Origin of the sequence: Dysgonomonas sp. Marseille-P4361 (genome assembly GCF_900343125.1) — a bacterium.
Lineage (GTDB): Bacteria > Bacteroidota > Bacteroidia > Bacteroidales > Dysgonomonadaceae > Dysgonomonas.
This window is the reverse complement of the sequence record NZ_OPYL01000003.1, coordinates 52625-72124: the sequence shown is the minus strand read 5'-3', so window position 1 is coordinate 72124 and position 19500 is coordinate 52625. Positions and strand designations below refer to the sequence as shown.

Below are 19500 nucleotides of genomic sequence, written 5' to 3'. Positions count from 1 at the left end.
GCTATGGGATAACTATTATTTTAGTGACTTCAGCTGTGCTGGAGTCTATGCGATATCGGTTATCCGAACGTTTACCTACAATCCATATAATATCTTCGCCCGAACATAACAACCATGTGTTTTCTTTGTCAAACAGACTGAATTTTTGATCGGTAAAGTAGTCACTTACTTTTTTCTTCCCTTTCATTCCAAAAGGAATAAAACAATCTCCATTTTTCCAGTGTCTAAGGGTTAAAGGGTATTCAATTTTGCCGGAATCAATATAAAGTATATTTGGATTTTTTTCTATAGCAAAATCATTGGTCATAGGGAATTTTTCTATTTGCAACCTTATGGGATAAGAAATAGTAATGTCATCCTCATGTATAGTGAATCTATCAACTAGAAGTGTTTCTTTCTTCTTTAATATAAAGAATCCTCGATCTTTTAATAGTTCATGAGTAGGAGAATGGAATATTTTTCCAGATTGGCTTATGAAAGATTCAAATATTTGTCCAATTGTAGCAGGGTTAAAGCCAAATGGTGATAATAATTCGTATAGTATGGCTTCCGGTTCGGCATACTGTATAAGCATGCCTATATTTATTTTATTTTCTTTGAAAATCTCGTTTTTTACTTGCGTCATATACATGTAATATATGTTTGCTACCTGCTTAAGGTTTTCAGATGTTCTTATAATTGCACCCTTTACCGATGGATTGATAGTTTCCATCATAGGTAAGATATTTAATCTTATTTTATTCCTGCTGTATAAATCTTCACTATTTGTGCTGTCATCAACATAGTTGAGATTTCTCTCCTTCAGGTATTCTAATATCTCATCACGACTTACACAAAGTAGAGGGCGAATAACATTACCATTCATCGGAGCAATTCCGGTCAGACCTTTTATCCCCGTTCCTCGAATAAGATTTAGTAAAATAGTTTCTACAGAATCGTCTCTGTGATGAGCTACGGCTATTTTATCAGCAAGATGTATTACCCTCAGTTTTTCAAACCATTCGTATCTTAATTCTCGGGCAGCCATTTCAATCGAAATGGAGTTTATTTCAGCATAAGCTTCTGTATCGAAGTCTATTCGTTCAAACTTTAAATTGTATTTTTTACAAAGTTCTTCAACGAAAAAGGCGTCTCTATTTGATTCTTCTCCTCTGAGGTGAAAATTACAGTGGGCTATAACACACTCTATTTTAAAACTATGAAGAATATCTAATAAAGCTACAGAATCGGCTCCTCCGCTGACCCCAACGATAACTTTTTCTCCTCCTTGGAGCAGCCCGTTTTCTAGAATATATTGTTCAACCAGAGATACATTCATAGTCTTTAGCTTTATAGTTTTAGATACGAGAAATAATATTTCTCAACTTTTTTCGACAACAGTTGTATGTTTAACATATCAGAGGCTTCCGAAATGTCCTTAATAGTTCCATCATTATACAGAATATCAATACTGTCGTCAGCTTCGTTATACATATTGGTATAAATTACATCAGAAGAATAAAAGTATGATGCTTCGTGTTTGCTAATAGCAAATAAAGAAGCATATTTACAAATATATTCTTGTTTCTGGTCTTCAGAAGCAGGTGTATCTGTAATTTCTATTTTAAATAAAATTCTATCAATAAGCGATAAACTAAGCTTGGAAAGTACAATATCTGAATGCGAAGCCCATACTTTCAGCGCACACCAAATATCATTGTCGTCCAGGTTTACGAAGTGATGTAAAACTATATCTTTGTCCTGTCTTAAGAAATTATCATTAACCTCATTCTCTAAGAAAAAAGATAAGGCTGGTGATGCAAATAATTTAGTTCCTTGTGATACAAGCTCCTTAGCTCTGGTTAATACTTTGATGAGCATCTTTTCGGCAGCAACAGCAGTCTTATGTAAATATACTTGCCAATACATCAAACGTCTGGAAGTAAGAAAGTTTTCAATAGAATATATTCCCTTTGCTTCTACCACAAGTTTGTCATTTCTAACGTCCAGCATTTTGATAATACGAGCCGAACCTATATTTCCTTCTGTCACCCCGGTAAAGAAGCTATCTCTACGTAGATAATCCAGACGATCAACATCTAATTGTCCGCTGACTAATTGATGCAAGAATTTTTTTGGATATTCATTTTTAAAGATAGAAATACATGTCTCCAATTGTCCATTCATTTCTCTATTTAAATGTTCCATCAACAAGAGAGAAAATTCTTCATGATGAATGCCTTCGGTTAGCGTGTATTCAAGTGCATGTGAAAAAGGTCCATGTCCTACGTCGTGCAGAAGAATAGCAGCCATAGCACCATTGGCCTCTTCTTCGGTAATATCTTGTCCTTTCGATCGTAAAATATTAATAGCCTCATTCATCAGGTACATTGCTCCGATTGAATGATGCATCCGTGTATGTTGAGCACCAGGGTAAACCATCGATGCAAGTCCCATTTGTTTGATTCGATTCAACCGTTGCAAATAGGGGTGCTGGATTATATCATATAAAAAATCATTTGGTATAGTGATGAACCCAAAGACAGGATCGTTGATAATCTTTCTTTTATTACTCATAAGGAGATAATTCTCTTTTGTAATTTATTTTAAAATCAAAGATACATAGAAAAAGTGAACATCTATATCTGAAAAACGCCGGATAAAAATTTATATAGGAGTAAAATATTAAATAAAAAAGTCTTTTAATATAAAATCTTTATACTTTTGTGTGCAAATAATTAACACAGTTACACATATGGAAATACTAGAAACTTTTCTTCTACCTAGTGCCTGGATTGCTTTATTAACATTAGCTTTTCTTGAGATTGTATTAGGGATCGATAATATTGTTTTTTTATCGATAGTGTCGTCGAAGCTACCTGCAAACGAACAACCTAAAGCCCGAAGAATAGGCTTGATCTTGGCTATGCTTTTTCGTATTCTTCTTTTGTTCTGTATCTCATGGCTTATGAAATTGACAAAACCTATCTTTTCTTTCGATACTGCTTGGTTCGATGGCTCTCTGTCGGGTCAGAGTATAATTATAGGTCTTGGAGGTTTATTTTTGTTGTATAAGAGCGTAACAGAAATACATCACAAACTAGAAGGCGAGAGCAATGTTGCAGTACAAGGAAAAACAAAGAGTGGTCTTATTGGCGTTATTTTACAGATCGTAGCATTAGATATAGTTTTCTCGTTCGATAGTGTTCTTACTGCTGTTGGGTTAGTAAGTTTTTCGGAATTCGGATATATAGGAGCAATGACAATAATGGTTACAGCAGTTGTTATGGCAGTATTAGTAATGCTTTTGTTTGCAGAACCTGTTAGTCGTTTTGTAAACGAACATCCGACTATTCAGATGTTAGGTTTGTCATTCTTGATACTGATAGGGGTGATGCTACTTGTCGAATCGGCTCATTTGTCCCAAATATCCGTATTCGGTTCAGTTGTCGGAGAAATACCGAAAGGCTATATTTATTTCGCTATTGCATTCTCGTTATTGGTGGAGTTCTTAAATATGAAGTTAAGAAAGAAAGCTGATCCTGTTGAATTGAGAGATTCGAAAATACTAAAAGACGAGGAATAGTATTGCTCTCTTAAATAATATAACTAAAGGGTATTGCGATTGTGATGCCCTTTTTGTTTTTATATTTACTGATGTCTATCTTTTTATTTTGTCTCATTTCTTTATCAATTCTAAATCTTTAGATTCATTCATTCATATTCTATATATTTTATTCTTATTTTTGTAAATTAGGAATGTTTTGAGATGAAGAGAATTTTTCTTATTGGATACATGGGGGCCGGAAAGACAACTATAGGTCGAGAATTGGCTAAAGAGCTGAATCTTGATTTTATAGATTTGGATCATTTTATTCAGGCTCGTTTTCAGAAAACAGTTAATCAATTGTTTCAAGATGCAGGAGAGTCAGAGTTTCGTAATATTGAAAAGAAGATGCTGCGAGAAGTAGGTGAGTTTGAAAACGTAATTATTTCAGCAGGTGGAGGTACTCCTTGTTTTTTTGATAATATGGAATACATGAATCAATCGGGGACAACTGTATATTTGAAAGCTTCGGCCGATATATTATCTGCCAGATTAAATATTAATAAAGATAAGCGTCCTTTGATCAAGGATAAAAATGAAGAAGAGTTAAATGCTTTTATTATAGATTCTTTGTGTAAAAGAGAGCCATTTTACTCTCAGGCAATAGTTGTTTTCGAAACGGGAACAGTTGAAACAAAAGAGGATATTGATCAATTGGTACAGCAATTAATAAAAAAAATATGAAGTATAATCACTTTAGGTTGTTTCTAGTATGTACTGTTTTTTTTATAACAGGAAATCTGATTTCTCAAACAAAATCATATGTTTTAAATGATGATAAAACAGAAGTTAAGCTTCTTATAGATAAGAAAAAAACGAAATATTCTGTTTCTGATCTTGAAGATTGGAAAAAAGGTAGACCATTGCCCGAAGCAAAACTTTACGAATTAAATATTAATGCAGATACTGTAGGAACATGGATTTTATCAGATGAAAATGAAGATACATGGATGTTTTCGATAAAAGTTCCTGACGCAAAAGGCTTTTTTGTAAGCTTCGAAGATTTTCAACTACCTGTTGAAGCAAAATTATACGCTTATAACCAGAATTTACCCCAAAAAATTGTTTTTACTCATCATGACAATCCTAAAGGAGGAACTTATTCTTTAGAAGGTTTGAAAGGAGATAATGTCGTTTTAGAGTATGTCTCCCATTTAAAAGGAGAACAACCCAAACTACATATAAAAGAAATAGGATATAAATATACAGATAGTCAAGATAAAGAATTATCCGGATTTGATACAGATGCTAATTCTTGTATGACTAATGTCAATTGCCCTGAAGCTGATTTTTGGGAAGCGCAAAAAAAAGGAGTTATACAGCTTCGAATGAGAAAAAGCAATGGAAGAACTTTTCTATGTTCGGGCTCATTAGTAAATAACACAGCTAATGATAAAACACCATATGTTCTTACAGCAGAACATTGTTTTGAGAATATGACAAAAGAGCAGGTTGAAGAGACTGAGTTTTTCTTTGAATATGAATCTCCTACCTGTGAGACAACAACTCTACCAATCTATAAATATCATAAAGGATCGGAACTTCTTATCCTTAATCCCTTAAAAGATGGAAGTGATGGCGCTTTGTTGAAGCTCTCAGAAAATATTCCGGAAGATTGGGATGTATATTTTAATGGATGGGATAGAGAAAATATAGGGAATAATATTCAAACAGGTTCGATTATACATCATCCATTGGGAGATGTAAAGAAAATTACATTTTATGATAAACCACTTGTCGCCTCTCCGTGGTATAATAATACAACAAAAAAGACTCACTGGCTTGTCTATTATTCTGAAGGAGCTACAGAAGGAGGTTCTTCGGGTAGTCCTATTTTCAATCAAAATGGTTTGATTGTTGGTACTTTAAGTGGAGGTGACGGTAATTGTACAACACCATACTTGCCTGATTATTATGGTAAATTCTGGTATCATTGGGACCAATATCAAGATGCTAATGCACATATGAATAAATACCTAGATCCTAAAGGTGTTAATCCGGAAAGGATTAGTGGTTTGTATAACAATGAGAATGCAACAAAAGAAATCATCTTAGAAAGATATAAGGTTGATATGACTGTTGATGACCAGTCTACAATAAAAATATTGGCAGGAAATGGTGGCTATTCTGTAACATCTACAGATGAAAGCATTGCAAGTGTTACACTCGAGAGTAATGTAATTTCTATTACTGCTCATAAACTAGGAAAGGCTACTGTTCAAGTGACAGATCGAAAAGGAAATCAGAGAGAGATTAATGTTTCAATAAATGAGCCTGTTGATTTTATTTTTGTAGATGTGAATGATAAAATACTTAGCATTAACGTGTACAAGGAAGATGATACACTGAAAGAAGTACGATTAGTAGACTTGGATGGAGATGTCTTTTTAGCAGAAAATGACCTTAAAGAGAAAAGTCACATTTTGAATCTAAATATACTAAGACGAGGTGTTTATATTTTGCAGATAAAAACTCATAATGGTATAAAAAGAACGGAGAAAATCATATGGTAAAGACCAAAACCGTATATGTTTGCAGCAACTGTGGAAACGACTCACCAAAATGGTTAGGGAAATGTCCAGTCTGTGGTGAGTGGAATACTTATGTAGAAGAAATTATAAGTAAGAGCAGTAATGCGAAAAACAGTTCCAGTATATTTGAGACAACAAAGGCAAAGCCTCTTCTTCTGAAAGATGTTGAAACAGGAGAAGAGCCTAGAATAAATTTGCATGACGAAGAATTGAATCGTGTACTAGGAGGAGGTTTAGTCCCAGGGTCATTAGTCCTTATTGGAGGAGAACCCGGTATAGGGAAATCTACTTTGATCCTACAAACAGTATTGGGCTTGAATGAAGTTAAAACACTTTATATTTCAGGTGAAGAAAGTGCCAGACAGCTAAAGCTTCGTGCAGATCGGATCAACTCGAATAGCGAAAATTGCTTTATTGTCTGCGAAACTAATCTAGAACAGATTTTTGTTCATATTCAAAATCTAAAACCCGATTTTGTTATAATTGACTCTATTCAGACCATTTTTACAGAGAATGTAGAATCATCGCCCGGAAGTGTTTCACAGGTGCGAGAGTGTTCTGCCCGTGTTTTGAAATTTGCCAAAGAAACCAATACTCCTGTTGTCTTGATCGGACATATAAATAAAGAAGGGAGTATTGCAGGTCCGAAAGTGTTGGAACACATTGTAGATACAGTCTTGCAGTTCGAAGGTGATCAACATTATATGTACCGCATTTTGCGGAGTATAAAAAATCGTTTTGGTAGTACAGCCGAACTTGGTATTTACGAAATGCGCCAGAATGGACTGAGGGAAATAAGCAATCCTTCGGAACTTCTGCTTACACAAAACCATGAAGGACTAAGTGGTGTATCTATTTCGGCTGCTATTGAAGGGGTACGTCCTTTTTTGATAGAGACACAAGCCTTGGTAAGTACAGCCGCATATGGAACTCCTCAACGTTCAGCCACGGGGTTTGATCTGAGGCGTATGAATATGTTGCTCGCTGTCTTGGAAAAACGTGCAGGCTTTAAGTTGATTCAGAAAGATGTCTTTCTTAATATTGCAGGGGGATTGAAAGTGAATGATCCGGCTATGGACTTAGCTGTGATCAGTGCTGTTTTATCATCCAGCTTAGATATCTCAATAGAGAAACATGTTTGTATGACAGGAGAAGTTGGTTTGTCCGGCGAAATTCGCCCTGTAAATAGAATAGAGCAGCGGATTCTTGAAGCTGAAAAACTAGGCTTTTCAAAAATACTCATACCTCAAAACAATCTGAAAGGTTTTACATCGAAAGTGAATATTGAGATTGTACAAGTAAGAAAAGTAGAAGAGGCTTTCAGACAATTATTTGGGTAAATATTTTATATTAACGATGAATTACGAAGAAACATTAGAATATCTATATAGTCAGTTACCTGTTTATCAGAAAATAGGGGGGATCGCTTATAAAGAAGGTTTAGATAATAGTCTGGCATTGGATGCTTATTTTTCTCATCCTCATACTAAATATAAGACTATTCATGTAGCAGGTACAAATGGGAAAGGATCAACCTCTCATCTGATTGCTGCTATTTTGCAAGAAGCAGGATATAAAGTGGGTTTGTACACTTCACCCCATTTAATTGATTTCAGAGAGCGTATTCGTATAAATGGAGAGAAGATTTCTAAGGATTATGTCGTTAATTTTGTAGCAAATCACAAAGAATCATTTGAACCTATTCAGCCTTCTTTCTTCGAGCTGACAATGATGATGGCATTTCAATATTTCGCAGAAGAGAAAATAGATGTTGCAGTTGTCGAAGTAGGACTAGGTGGGAGGTTGGATAGCACAAATATAATTACTCCCGACCTGAGTATTATTACTAATATAAGCCTCGATCATATGCAGTTTTTAGGTAATACAGCCGAAAAAATAGCTAAAGAAAAAGCAGGTATTATCAAGCATAGTGTTCCTATTGTTATAGGGGAAGCAGAGGGAGAGGTAAGAAAAGTTTTCGAAGAAAAAGCTGCGGAAGTTGGTGCTCCAATTATTTTTGCTGAAGATGAGAGTTTAATGATCTCTCACCTTAAGACAGCTAGCGGTTGGTTGTTCGATATGAAATACTACATGCATCTAAGAGGTGAACTATCAGGTTATGCTCAGATCAAAAATGCTGTAACAGTTGTCGCTTCTATTCGCGAATTAATGAAGATTGGTTATACTATTCCATCCAAGGCTGTTTATAGTGGGTTTGCATATGTTAGCGAACTGACAGGCTTGATGGGGCGTTGGCAAGTTATTCAAGAATTAAACCCCAAAATAGTTTGCGATACAGGACATAATGTTGCAGGTATTAAATACATTGTTGAACAACTCGAAAATGAGCGTTATAAGACTTTGCATATCGTTTTAGGTATGGTCGATGATAAAGATATTTCAACAGTTCTCTCTTTGTTACCACGCAAAGCAGTGTTCTACTTTACACGTGCGAATATACCACGTGCAATGAATGAGCGACAACTTCAACAAATGGGGCAAAAATATGGTCTAACCGGCTATTCTTATGCAACTGTAAAAGAAGCTATACGAGCTGCTAAAGATTGGGCTAGACCAAATGATTTTATATTTATCGGAGGCAGTAATTTTGTTATTGCCGATGCTTTAGAATATTTTAAGCTGGGGCAATAAATTATTTTACTTTGATTTCAATAGGTGTATTCTTTTCAGGATCTAAAGATTCTTCTCCAGTGTAACTAATAATAACAGTTTTGCCATCTTTTGAATAAGTAGCATCTGTCCTGTTTACATCTTTTACTTTCTTTTCGAAGTGATAATTAGTTGTAATTTTTGTCTTATTAAGGATAGGGGCTAAAGAGTTTGTCATCTTATCCATTAATTGATCAACAGATTCCTCTTCATTATTATTTGAGCTTTCAGGTGCTTTTATGTCGGATGTTTGGTTTGTCAAGCGTTTCATTACTTTTCCATCCCAGGAAATAGAATTGTTTTTAAATAAGTCGTTTGGCGAAAAATCACCTACAGGAGAATCTCCCATTTCGGCATCTGCATTTTTTAGTGCTTTCTGATATTGGTCTATACGGACAAAAGAAACAAATGCTTTATTAAAAGCTTCTGCATTCTTGAATTTGCCAAATATGCTAAGTGCAAATTTTTCGTTTTCAGTATCATTTTCAAACTTCATATATAGAGGTTTGATATTATTTATATCCTCCATTATCTCGGGATTGGTTATATCTATCTCATCTCCTAATATTTCAATAAAACTTCTTGTACTGTCTCCTTCGAATTTAGCAAAACTTGCTCCAAAGGCAGGACTATTAGGAGCCCCAGAACCAGCCAAAGCCATCAGTTGAGAAAGGTCAATAGTCATATTGTATTCCACCTCTTTGTTCTTCTTGAAAGTAATATCTTCAGTTACAGCACAACTATTGAAAAGGAGTGAAAATAATGTGCAAAGTGTAGTTATAAAAATAGTTTGTTTCATATTTACAGATTTAATAAAAACCTAAGTTAATCGAATTATTTAAATAGATAAAGTTTGCAGAAATAAATAAAGCCTCCATCTTTTGCAGACAGGAGGCTTTATTTATGTATGAATTATTATTCCAAATATGTATATCCGTATAGTCCTGATCGATAATTAGAAAGGAATTCTTTACCCTCCTCAACGGTTATCGAACCTTTCTTAACAGAGCTTGTTACCCAAGTTTCAACAGTACGCACTAGCTTTTTAGCATTATATTGTGCATAGTCAAGTACCTCAGCCACTGTTTCTCCATCGATCATTTGCTCAATCTTGTAACCATCCTTATCTACAGCAATGTGTACAGCATTGGTGTCTCCAAAAAGATTGTGAAGGTCTCCCAAAATTTCTTGATAGGCACCAACAAGGAATACCCCAAGATAATAAGGCTCATTCTTCTTCTTGGTATGAACTGGTAGATAAGCCGATTGTATTCCATTTGCAATGAAGTTGTCAATCTTTCCATCCGAATCACAGGTCACATCTTGTAAGGTTGCTGTTTTATTAGGTTGTTCATCCAGTCTGTGAATAGGAATAATAGGAAATACTTGGTCTATAGCCCAAGAGTCTGGTAATGATTGAAATAATGAGAAATTACAGAAGTATTTATCCGGTAAAAGCTTCGACAATTGTTTCAATTCCTCAGGAGAATGTTTCGCACGTCCTGCCATCTGATATATTTCTCTCGCAATAGAAAAATAAAGTCGCTCTACTTGAGCTCTACTTTTAAGGGTTAACATCCCTAGACTAAACAAATCTAATGATTCTTCTCTAATCTGCTGAGCATCGTGCCACGCCTCTAGCATACGACTTTGACTAAGATTATCCCAAATATCATATAATTCACGAACTAATTCATGGTCATCTTCTGATATTTCTGCATCTTCATCCCACTCTGGAAGAGTAGCGGTTTCTAATACTTCAAAAACCAATATAGAGTGATGAGCAGTTAACGAACGCCCCGACTCTGTTATAATATTAGGGTGGGGGATGTTATTCTTGTCGGCAGCATCTACCATAGTCGCAATAGAGTCATTTACATATTCTTGTATAGAATAGTTAACGCTACTTTCGTTATATGATGAGCGGGTACCGTCATAATCTACACCTAATCCTCCGCCAATATCAACAAACTCAACTTTGTAGCCCATTGCATGTAATTGTACGTAGAATTGTGCTGCTTCGCGTAAAGCTGTTTTTATACGACGAATTTTTGTAATTTGACTACCTATATGGAAGTGAATCAAGCGAAGCGAATCTCTCATATTGCATTTATCAAGATAGGCTAATGCTTCAAGTAACTCACTTGAGTTTAGTCCGAATTTACTGCCATCGCCACCAGATTCTTCCCATTTACCACTACCTGAACTAGCTAGTTTAATACGAATTCCGATGTTGGGAGTAATCTTCAGTCTTTTTGCTATTTTGGCAATAAGAGGAATTTCATTTAATTTCTCTACTACGATAAAGATATGCTTACCCATCTTCTGAGCCAATAGGGCAAGTTCTATATAGCTTTCATCTTTGTATCCGTTACAAATAATCAAAGAATCAGAGTCTGTATTGATGGCAAGAACTGCATGTAGTTCCGGTTTAGAGCCAGCCTCAAGTCCGATATTGAATTTTTTACCATGACTAACCAATTCTTCTACGACCGGACGCATCTGATTTACCTTGATAGGGTAAATTATATGATTCTGAGCTTTGTATTCATACTCTTCTGCGGCTTGTTTGAAACAAGTCGAAATCTTTTCAATTCGATTGTCCAAAATATCTGGAAAACGAATAAGAACCGGAGCTGATACATCACGAAGCTGTAATTCGTCAATCAACTCTTTTAAATCAACAGCCACTCCATCTTTACGAGGAGTTACAACAACGTTACCTTTCTCGTTAACGGAAAAGTAATTAATTCCCCATCCTGGAATATTATATAACTCGGACGAGTCTTCGATGCGCCATTTTCTCATTCTTTCTTTGTAAGTGTATTTATTTAATGGATAAAAATGTTCTAATCTATTTCTTTAATATCTTAGTAATCTCTACAATATAAAGGTAGTGAAAATCTTTCTCAGGATACCATCTATCTATTATGGACTTGTCGAGGAAAGAGTCTTCCGTTATTTTCTGTACGAATAGTTTTTTAGCAAAGATAGCTTCTTCGGCTTCTTTGAAATAAGGTATTGCATTGTCAAATTCGACAGTCAATCCGGATATTTTCACTTTATCTTCATCTCTTCCCGAAGTAGCGCCTAAATAGGATAAAGCCTTTTTGTGTGAAGCGTCAAAAAAAGTTAGCGAGAGAGAGCCTGAACTATCCACAAATTCTTTTGTATATCGCTGTGGACGAATAACAACAAAGGCAACCTCTTTGTTCCACATCACGCCAAATCCTCCCCACGAAGCAGTCATTGTATTAACTGTTCCATCAGGTTTGGCTGCTGTAATAAGCATCCACTTATTCTTTAGACCAAAAGAGTCTGGAGTAAAGTTTTTTATGTCGACTTCTTTAAAGCTCATTTTATCTATGCTTTTAAAGATTATTTTAACTAAAAGGTGACAAAAGTAACAGATCTTTCATTTATAGCAATAGGTTTCATTAAACCTATTCATTAGAGAATATAGATAAACTTTTGCCGAAACGCTTAATCTAGCTTCAATACAGCTAAGAATGCTTTTTGAGGAACTTCTACATTACCCACTTGTTTCATTCGCTTCTTACCTTCTTTTTGTTTTTCTAACAGCTTACGCTTTCTGGAAATATCACCACCATAACATTTTGCAGTTACATCCTTACGTACAGCTTTAATTGTTTCACGGGCAATAATCTTTGCTCCAATAGCGGCTTGTATAGCAATGTCAAATTGTTGTCGAGGAATTAGCTCCTTTAGCTTTTCACACATGCGACGACCAAAGTTAACGGCATTGTCCATATGAGTAAGAGTAGATAGAGCATCTACAGGTTCTCCATTCAATAGTATATCTAATTTCACCAATCGGGACTCTCTATAGTCATGCATATGATAATCAAACGAAGCATATCCTTTAGAGATACTTTTCAGTTTATCGTAAAAGTCAATTACAATTTCGCCTAAAGGTATATCGAATATGATTTCTACGCGGTCACCCGAAATATAATCCTGTTTGATAAGAACACCTCTTTTTCCTAAACAAAGTGTCATGATAGGACCAATATATGTTGTGCTGGTTATAATAGAAGAGCGGATAAATGGCTCTTCAATATAATCAATCAGAGTAGGGTCGGGGAGTCCTGCCGGATTATGCACCTCTTTAACGTTTCCTTTCTTGTCGTGAACAATATAAGATACATTGGGGACAGTTGTTATTACATCCATATTGAACTCTCTATCCAATCTTTCTTGGATAATTTCCATGTGTAATAATCCCAAGAATCCACAACGGAAACCAAATCCTAGGGCAACCGACGATTCAGGTTGGAATGTCAAAGAAGCATCATTAAGCTGTAGCTTTTCTAGAGATGCACGCAAGTCTTCAAAATCCTCACTCTCGATAGGATATACGCCGGCAAAAACCATTGGCTTAACTTCTTCAAATCCATCAATAGCTTTGTCGCAAGGTCTTTTAACATGCGTAATAGTATCTCCTACTTTTACTTCTTTCGAAGTTTTAATTCCTGAGATAATATATCCAACATCTCCACATGTGACTTCATCGCGAGGAGACATTGTTAATTTTAATACTCCAATTTCATCAGCATCATATTCTTTACCAGTATTGAAGAATTTTACTAAATCGCCTTTCTTAATTGAACCATTGACAACCTTGAAGTAGGCTATAATTCCTCTGAATGAGTTGAATACAGAATCGAAGATCAAGGCTTGAAGCGGTGCTTCCGGATCACCCTTAGGCGCAGGAATACGCTCTATAATTGCATCAAGAATATCGTAAACTCCATCTCCTGTTTTTCCACTAGCTCTGATTATTTCGCTTCTGTCAACGCCTAATAATTCGATAATTTGATCCTCTACTTCATCAGGCATTGCGTTAGGGAGGTCTATTTTATTAAGGATAGGGATGATTTCCAAATCATTCTCTATTGCCATATATAGATTCGAAATAGTCTGAGCTTGTATGCCTTGTGCCGCATCTACAATAAGCAAAGCACCCTCACATGCTGCGATGGAGCGAGATACTTCGTAAGAAAAATCGACGTGTCCGGGAGTGTCAATAAGATTTAAAATATATTTTTCATTCTTATAGACATATTCCATCTGTATGGCATGGCTTTTTATTGTAATACCACGTTCGCGTTCCAGATCCATATTATCCAAAACTTGAGCTTGCAGATCTTTACCTGCAACAGTATTGGTATATTCTAACAACCTGTCGGCAAGGGTACTTTTACCATGGTCAATATGTGCTATAATGCAGAAATTTCGTATTTTATTCATTCTTTAATCTAAGTTCTATTGTTATGATTTAAAAAGGAGTAGACACACCACTCCAAATTAAAGTGCAAATATACGAAAAAGATATCAAAGATTTTTATTTGAAATATTACAATAAAAAATATCTCTAAATATTGAGCAGTACAAGATCTTGAGATTTTAAGAGATTCGATAACAAACACTAAAACTCTCTGTTATTTAATCTAAATAAAAAGGACTTTTGATGGTTTATTTTTTACTTTTGTTAAAACTATATAAATAAGAAAAAAGATGTCAGAAAATATAATAGCCAAGTACAATCTACATATAGGTGAAGCTCAAAAGAGGCTAGAGGGAATAGTTAGATATACGCCTTTAGATTATATTCATTCACTGTCTCAGCTGTTTGAAGCAAATATTTATATAAAGAGAGAGGATTTACAGATAGTCCGTTCTTATAAATTAAGAGGAGCTTATAATATGATTAGTCAGCTTGAGCAGGCAGTCCTGGATAATGGGGTTGTATGTGCAAGTGCAGGTAATCATGCTCAAGGGGTAGCTCATAGTTGTAATAAACTCCAAATTAAAGGAGTTGTTTTTATGCCTAAAATAACCCCCAAACAAAAAATTAAGCAAACTAAAATGTTTGGGAATGGCTATATTGAAATAATATTGGAAGGTGATACATTCGACGATTGTGCACAAGCAGCAAAAGAATATACAACGAAGAATAATATGACTTTTATTCCTCCTTTCGATGATACTCGTATTATCGAAGGACAAGGTACTATCGGTATAGAAATACTAGAACAACTTGGATGTGTACCACTTGATTATATCTTTATTCCTGTCGGTGGAGGAGGTTTATGTTCAGGTGTAGGAGCTTATATAAAAGACTTTTCTCCTAAGACGAAGATTATTGCAGTGGAGCCAGAAGGAGCTGCAAGTTTAAAGTCTGCTTTTAGAGGAGGGCATCCTGTAACATTACCTCAAATTGAGAAATTTATAGATGGTGCTGCAGTAAAAAGGGTAGGAGATATGACATATCCTATATGTAGGGATGTTGTTGATGATATTTGTCTTGTTCCTGAGGGAGAAGCTTGTAGTTCAATATTGAAGTTGTACAACGAAAATGCAATAGTTGCCGAACCTGCAGGTGTATTGAGTATTGCTGCACTAAATCATTTTGCAAATGAAATTAGAGGTAAAAATGTTGTATGTATTCTTAGTGGGAGTAATAATGATATTGATCGAATGCAAGAAATTAAGGAGCGTTCTTTAATTTTCGAGAGACTTAAGCACTATTTCATAATTCGTTTTCCTCAGAGAGCAAATGCTTTGAAAGATTTTGTTAATATTGTGCTGGGAGAGAGAGATGATATTGTTAGATTCGAATATATGAAAAAGAATCAAAAGGAAAGTGGACCGGCGCTTGTTGGTATAGAATTAGAAACAGTAGAAGATTACAATAAATTATTGGGTCGCATGATTGAATATGGTCTTGATTTTACTGTTTTGGATCCAGATAGTGATTTAGGAAGATATATTGTTTGATTCTTTTTGAAATAAATAGATGTTGATTAATAGTCGTTTATGAAAAAGTGCAAATATTTTCTTTGAAATTGTTTGTGAATACAAAAAAAACGTCTACATTTGCAACGCTTTTAAGGAAAAGCGCAGTGTTTAAAAACACTGGAGAGATGGCAGAGTGGTCGATTGCGGCGGTCTTGAAAACCGTTGAACTGCGAGGTTCCGGGGGTTCGAATCCCTCTCTCTCCGCGGAAAGGCTAAGACAAAAGAAGCCAAAAACAAGACAAACCCTACAAGTTCAATAACTTGTAGGGTTTTTTGTTTCTATTTTGTCTGGGATGTAAAGACATCAAAATGCCAAAATAAGACACATCTTTCACCCTAAATCGTACCCCTTGGGGTAATTCTGAAAAAGGGGTACGATTTGTCCGAAATTGGCTGTGTGACGTCCGGATTTGGCGTTGTTGCATAATACTCAAATAGAATAAGTTAAACTAAGTTTGTAACGTAAAAATTTGAGTTATGAGAAGTACATTTAGAGTGCTCTTCTTCCTGAAGAGAGACAAGCAAAAAAACAATGGAAACGTACCCCTTTTTTGTAGAATCACAATCGATAAGAAAGAGGCGAGGTTTGGAATGAAGTTCGATGTAAATCCTGCTACTTGGAGTGTTAAAGCTGGACGAGCTATTGGTCGGACTAGTGAAGTTGTCGAACTAAACTCCATCATTGACCAAACCAAAACCGCATTATTTAATATCTATAATGACATCCTTTTAAGTGAAGTAAACGTAACTGCAGAAAAAGTAAAGAATCGTTTTCTTGGAATATCTACAAAAGAACACAATCTACTCGAACATTTTGTGAGGCATAATGAAGATGTTAAGAAATTGATAGGTATAAGTAAATCAAAAGCGACCTATCAAAAATATGAGGTTACACGAAAGCATCTAACTAATTTTATCAAAGAGAAATATAACCTGACCGATATTTCTTTTAAGGAAATCAACCATCTTTTTCTTACCGATTTTGAGGTTTACCTGTTGACAAGCTGTGGCTGCAACTCGAATACTACAGCGAAATTTATGCAATTTTTCAAACGTATTGTTATTATAGCCAAAAATAATGGTTGGATAAAAATTGATCCATTTGCTAATTACAAAATCCGCATAAAAAAGGTAGATCGTGGCTACTTGTCGCAAGAAGAGGTTGAAGCAATAATGGCGAAAGAATTTTCCACAAAAAGATTGGAACAGGTACGCGATATATTTATTTTTTCTTGTTTCAGCGGTTTAGCATATATAGATGTTAAGAAATTGAGAAAAGAGAATATCCGCACTTCTTTTGATGGTAACCTATGGATTATTGGAAAACGAGAGAAAACGGATGTGTCATTTTCTATTCCGTTACTTGATGTACCTAAAAAGATATTAGAGAAGTACGAAGGTACTTTACCTGAAAATCGAATACTGCCTGTGCCCAGTAACCAAAAGATGAATGCGTACCTCAAGGAGATTGGTGCGTTATGTGGAATTGATAAGGAAATCTCATTCCATTTAGCACGCCATACGTTTGCTACCCTGACACTTAGCAAGGGAGTATCTATTGAGAGTGTCAGCAAAATGTTAGGTCATACCAATATAAGAACAACTCAAATCTATGCGAGAATAACTGATTCAAAAATCAGTCATGACATGAATGCTTTTGCAGGGAAAGTCAAGAGTATGAGTGATAAACTTGCCATTAATCAATAAATCTTAAAATTATGCAACTACAAATCATTCAAAATAAAATATTCAACATTAGAGGACAGCGGGTTATATTGGATTTTGACCTCGCCGTAATGTACGAAGTCGAAACCAGAGCATTGAAACAGGCTGTAAAACGTAATATGAGCCGTTTCCCTGAAGACTTCATGTTTGAACTGACAAAAAGCGAATGGCAAGAGGTTATCACAATTTGTGACAACCTCCCTCAAACAGTTAAATTTAGTCCTGCCCTACCTTTTGCTTTTACCGAACAAGGAGTGGCAATGCTTTCTTCTGTGTTGAGAAGTCAGAAAGCTATTGAAGTGAATATATCGATAATGAGAGCATTTGTTGCACTACGCCAATATGCACTGGGCTATGCCGAGTTAAATCGCAAATTAGAGGAATTTATGATAGAAACAAATATGCAGTTCAGCGATATTTATCAAGCCCTTACAGAACTTGCTTCCCAAAAAGAAGAAGAAAACAAACCTCGTAAACGTATCGGGTTTAATGTTCAACAAGATGAAAAAAAATAAAGTTATGGAACGAGGATATATCAAAATCGAAAAGAATATTGAGAATCAGCTGATTGTTGAAGCTAAACTCGTAAATTGCACACTGTGGATGACAAAGCATGAAATAGCTGATCTATTTAATGTGTTTGTAAGTTCTATCGGTAATAATCTTAGAGCCATATTTAAATCAGGGATATTGCGAGAAGAAAGCGTAACCCGCATATACAAATACGAGAACAATGGTCGCCAGTGCGAAATGAGTTTATATAATCTGGAAGCACTGATTTTTGCTAGTTACCGTGTGGCATCGTTTGAAGCAAAGGCTTTCCGGGAATGGGTAATGAGAGCATTAACCGAATATATCCGAATAAAACCCAAAAGGGAAACAGAAGTTTTGATTGTGTATAACCTATCGTCAAAACTCCCAGAAATATCAATTAATTAATTCAACGTATAACAGTATAAATAGTTCAATTATGAAAAATGTAGCCTATTTATTAATTGCGGTTTTCTTGGTAGCTTGTGGAAGCTCAAATACGAGTAGTGTTTATGAGAAAACTATTCGTGAGTATCTAATTAAAGGTAAATCCGATGACCTTAATTTCAATATCGTGGAATTAACGGAACAAGGCAAAGTAACGGTTGCCGATAGCATTGCCTATCTTACCGATGAATTTAGAAAGGACAAGCAGCTTATTATCAATCGTATTGAACTTGCAAAAGAAATGAGTATAGATCTGAAAGCTAAAACTAAGAAAAAAAGCGAGTTAGATAAATATTTAGATGATATTGAACTGATGAACAATCGAATAGATTCGCTTAAAAACCTCACTCCCTATAATTTACAAGGATATGATAGCAGAAATGCAGAGGATGTACTTGCCAAAATTATACGATGTAAATATTCGGTTCAACTTGGAAGAAAAACGGTTGAAGAAATATTTGACTTCTATTTATCGCCGGACGGCACTAAATGCTTCCACAAAACAAGAGCAAAGTAAAGAATAATACCAAACTCAAAATCAAGCCTGTGTCTTAATTGGATACAGGCTTGATTGTATTTATCACTTTCCCTTTCATATGGAAAGTCTTGCGTATTATGATGATAAACGCAAAGCATATCAATCAAATATCCTTTTCTCTATACTTCTCTTACTATAATTTCTTCCTCATTCCGCCTGACCGATGCGGAAAGCGATAAGGAGTAATCGGTTCAGTTGCGAAAGTATTTCCGTGTTCTTAACGCCGCTTGCAAGTTCAAGCCTTCGGTTTTGTGAAAAATCTTCCTCTTTCCCTCATTCTTCAGGCGAGCGTATTTGTTCTCAAAAAACTTGACTTCGGCTAAACACTACTTTCTCCTTGCATCTGAAACTCGATCACACCTTACCGGCTCCGATACGGCATAAAAAAAAAGTCAGAAATTATGAGAAGCATAGAAAAAAATAGGAAACAACGACCGACAGCCTACCTTCCAATTAGCATAAAATTGGTTGTAAAAATCGCTTTAGTGGTTTTGGGCTTCTGTGCGTGGGGAACTGGTTTTTTAGGGGCATTGGTTGGCTTGTATTTATTTCTTCCCATTCTTCGGGGCATTCTCTCTGTTATAGTGGGTTTAGGTGCTATAATCCTCTTTCTTTTCATTCTTCTGACCTTTTTGTAATCCATTAAAATT

The 19500-nt window shown here is 35.3% G+C and carries 17 protein-coding genes and 1 tRNA gene; 12 read left to right on the top strand and 6 right to left on the bottom strand.

Annotated elements, in window-relative coordinates; all coding sequences use genetic code 11:
* Position 1: 1 nt before the first annotated feature.
* Together tilS and DHU68_RS06660 are read right to left on the bottom strand one after the other, a co-directional pair.
* Positions 2-1318 carry a tRNA lysidine(34) synthetase TilS gene (tilS, locus tag DHU68_RS06665; protein WP_108822210.1) on the bottom strand — a complete coding sequence of 439 codons (1317 nt, stop codon included), beginning with the start codon at positions 1316-1318 and terminating at the stop codon, positions 2-4.
* Between the two features lie 11 nt (positions 1319-1329).
* A complete protein-coding gene (locus tag DHU68_RS06660) occupies positions 1330-2556 on the bottom strand; it encodes an HD domain-containing protein (protein WP_108822209.1) in 1227 nt (408 codons plus the stop codon).
* A gap of 178 nt (positions 2557-2734) precedes the next feature.
* On the opposite strand from DHU68_RS06660, the gene DHU68_RS06655 reads away from it, so the two are divergent.
* The 5 genes from DHU68_RS06655 to DHU68_RS06635 all read left to right on the top strand — a co-directional run bounded on the left by DHU68_RS06655 (position 2735) and on the right by DHU68_RS06635 (position 8769).
* Positions 2735-3565 (top strand): TerC family protein, encoded by an 831-nt coding sequence (locus DHU68_RS06655; protein WP_108822208.1) that lies wholly within the window; start codon positions 2735-2737, stop codon positions 3563-3565.
* A 183-nt stretch (positions 3566-3748) separates the two neighbouring features.
* Complete coding sequence (locus tag DHU68_RS06650; RefSeq protein ID WP_108822207.1) at positions 3749-4270, top strand: shikimate kinase; 522 nt, start codon at positions 3749-3751, stop codon at positions 4268-4270.
* Complete coding sequence (locus DHU68_RS06645; protein ID WP_108822206.1) at positions 4267-6099, top strand: trypsin-like serine protease; 1833 nt, start codon at positions 4267-4269, stop codon at positions 6097-6099. Before DHU68_RS06650 ends, DHU68_RS06645 begins: the two co-directional genes overlap by 4 nt.
* The gene (radA, locus tag DHU68_RS06640) at positions 6093-7457 is read left to right on the top strand and encodes a DNA repair protein RadA (protein ID WP_108822205.1); all 1365 of its coding nucleotides are present in this window, start codon (positions 6093-6095) and stop codon (positions 7455-7457) included. Before DHU68_RS06645 ends, radA begins: the two co-directional genes overlap by 7 nt.
* A gap of 16 nt (positions 7458-7473) precedes the next feature.
* Positions 7474-8769, top strand: a complete 1296-nt coding sequence (locus DHU68_RS06635; protein ID WP_108822204.1) for a folylpolyglutamate synthase/dihydrofolate synthase family protein — start codon at positions 7474-7476, stop codon at positions 8767-8769.
* Between the two features lies 1 nt (position 8770).
* On the opposite strand, the gene DHU68_RS06630 is transcribed toward DHU68_RS06635, so the two are convergent.
* The 4 genes from DHU68_RS06630 to lepA all read right to left on the bottom strand — a co-directional run bounded on the left by DHU68_RS06630 (position 8771) and on the right by lepA (position 14058).
* Complete coding sequence (locus DHU68_RS06630) at positions 8771-9586, bottom strand: hypothetical protein (protein ID WP_108822203.1); 816 nt, start codon at positions 9584-9586, stop codon at positions 8771-8773.
* A 116-nt stretch (positions 9587-9702) separates the two neighbouring features.
* On the bottom strand, positions 9703-11595 hold the full coding sequence (gene speA, locus DHU68_RS06625) for a biosynthetic arginine decarboxylase (RefSeq protein ID WP_108822202.1): 1893 nt from the start codon (positions 11593-11595) through the stop codon (positions 9703-9705).
* A 46-nt stretch (positions 11596-11641) separates the two neighbouring features.
* Positions 11642-12145 carry a flavin reductase gene (locus DHU68_RS06620; RefSeq protein ID WP_108822201.1) on the bottom strand — a complete coding sequence of 168 codons (504 nt, stop codon included), beginning with the start codon at positions 12143-12145 and terminating at the stop codon, positions 11642-11644.
* A 125-nt stretch (positions 12146-12270) separates the two neighbouring features.
* On the bottom strand, positions 12271-14058 hold the full coding sequence (gene lepA / locus DHU68_RS06615; protein ID WP_108822200.1) for a translation elongation factor 4: 1788 nt from the start codon (positions 14056-14058) through the stop codon (positions 12271-12273).
* A 267-nt stretch (positions 14059-14325) separates the two neighbouring features.
* Between lepA and ilvA the strand changes: the two genes are divergently transcribed.
* The 7 genes from ilvA to DHU68_RS06580 all read left to right on the top strand — a co-directional run bounded on the left by ilvA (position 14326) and on the right by DHU68_RS06580 (position 19488).
* Positions 14326-15588 carry a threonine ammonia-lyase IlvA gene (gene ilvA / locus DHU68_RS06610; protein WP_108822199.1) on the top strand — a complete coding sequence of 421 codons (1263 nt, stop codon included), beginning with the start codon at positions 14326-14328 and terminating at the stop codon, positions 15586-15588.
* A gap of 140 nt (positions 15589-15728) precedes the next feature.
* Positions 15729-15813: transfer RNA gene (locus DHU68_RS06605), tRNA-Ser, on the top strand.
* Positions 15814-16086: 273 nt separating this feature from the next.
* Entirely contained in the window at positions 16087-17316 is a 1230-nt protein-coding gene (locus DHU68_RS06600) for a site-specific integrase (RefSeq protein ID WP_108822198.1), read from the top strand.
* Between the two features lie 11 nt (positions 17317-17327).
* On the top strand, positions 17328-17849 hold the full coding sequence (locus tag DHU68_RS06595; protein WP_108822197.1) for an ORF6N domain-containing protein: 522 nt from the start codon (positions 17328-17330) through the stop codon (positions 17847-17849).
* On the top strand, positions 17836-18273 hold the full coding sequence (locus DHU68_RS06590) for a hypothetical protein (protein WP_255412469.1): 438 nt from the start codon (positions 17836-17838) through the stop codon (positions 18271-18273). The genes DHU68_RS06595 and DHU68_RS06590 overlap by 14 nt, the downstream gene beginning before the upstream one ends.
* 31 nt (positions 18274-18304) lie before the next feature.
* Positions 18305-18829 carry a hypothetical protein gene (locus DHU68_RS06585; protein WP_108822196.1) on the top strand — a complete coding sequence of 175 codons (525 nt, stop codon included), beginning with the start codon at positions 18305-18307 and terminating at the stop codon, positions 18827-18829.
* A 422-nt stretch (positions 18830-19251) separates the two neighbouring features.
* Positions 19252-19488: a hypothetical protein gene (locus DHU68_RS06580; RefSeq protein ID WP_255412468.1), complete on the top strand. Its 237-nt coding sequence runs from the start codon at positions 19252-19254 to the stop codon at positions 19486-19488.
* The last annotated feature ends 12 nt before the right edge of the window (positions 19489-19500 follow it).